The sequence below is a fragment of the Kitasatospora sp. NPDC007106 genome, from assembly GCF_040634455.1.
In the GTDB taxonomy this organism is placed as follows: Bacteria; Actinomycetota; Actinomycetes; order Streptomycetales; family Streptomycetaceae; genus Kitasatospora; species Kitasatospora arboriphila.
The window spans coordinates 1-1,167 of sequence record NZ_JBEYFP010001369.1 but is presented as its reverse complement, the minus strand read 5'-3'; the positions used below and the strand labels follow the sequence as shown (position 1 = coordinate 1,167).

Sequence of the window (1,167 nt, the reverse complement as noted above, 5' to 3'; positions counted from 1 at the left end):
CCGGGCTGCTGACCCGCCTGCACCTGGCGCCGTTCCAGGCTCGGTCCTGGTACATCGAGCGCACCCCGGTACGCGACGTGGTCTTCGACCGCGCCCCGTTCGCAACTACCGGCATGCCCGCCGCCACCGCGGCCGCCACCATGTGTGCCCGCGGCCTGGACACCTGGCCGGTGGTTGACCACGACGGCCACGTCATCGGCCTGCTCAGCTTCTAGGACTGGCCACGGGCGTCAACACGCAGCAAAGGGCGCCTGCTCTCGACGGCCTGAGACAAGGGGCAGTGCCGCCCGGAGCCTGCGGGATTCCCGCCGGGCCCGGCAGCGCTGCCACCCGCGCAGGCGAACGGTAGGCAGGCCCCCGCGGGATCCTGGCGGGAAGAGGCAGTTGCGCGCTGAGAGCGGCCTGGGCGATCCGGTCCTCAGGAGCGGTAGTCCGACGGGTGGATCTCGCAGAAACCGTGTCGACGTCCCTGCCCCGCGCCGGCTGTCGCGTGGCGACCATGGGGCGCAACTGCGGGCTGGGGCGGGAGCGTGGGCACGGTCCGGTCAACGGGAAGTTGGCCGGGCCCGGGCCCACGCCGCGGGGCACGCGTCATGACCCGGGCAGAACGGTAGTGGATGAACGCGCGGCTTGAACGGTATGGCAGTGAGCCGCCGCACTGGGCGGTCCCGAACGGCTCTGCGCCGGTACAGCAGGGTCTCGGGCCGCCGGGACGGCGAAGACGGGCCGGCCTGCGGTCGAGGCTTGGTAGCGGCGAGTCCCTGCTGCGGTTGATCCCGCACATGACCTGGATGGCCGCGCAGCACAAGCGGTTGGTTCGGTGTGTGAGTCCGTTCCTGGCCGTGGTCGCCTTGGCCGCAGCCCTGGGGTCTGGGAGGGCAGGAGCCGGTGTCCTATTCTGGACGTCATGTCGAACCCTGACGGGCTGCTCGTCGACATCGCCGCGATGGTCGAGTCCGAGCACAACAACCAGATGTCGCTGACCGTGGTGGTTCCCGGAGCCGTGATCACCGGCAGGCTTGCGCCAGTGGCCCTGTGGTGGGAGCGAGTTGCAGAGGTCCTGCAGTCCTCGGAGCACCTGAAGCCGTTCGCCGCCCTGTTCACCCCGCCCGTCGACGCCTCGCCCGCACGCCCCACTCATCTCCACCTGCACCGGGCGAAGATCCT

At 70.8% G+C, this 1,167-nt stretch carries 1 protein-coding gene and 1 pseudogene; both read left to right on the top strand.

Annotation, left to right across the window (positions count from 1 at the left end):
- Positions 1-215: pseudogene (locus ABZ641_RS38555) on the top strand (CBS domain-containing protein); the annotation flags it as partial.
- A 692-nt stretch (positions 216-907) separates the two neighbouring features.
- Positions 908-1,167 (top strand): hypothetical protein (locus ABZ641_RS38550; RefSeq protein WP_359989349.1); only part of this gene is annotated, 260 nt, incomplete at its 3' end.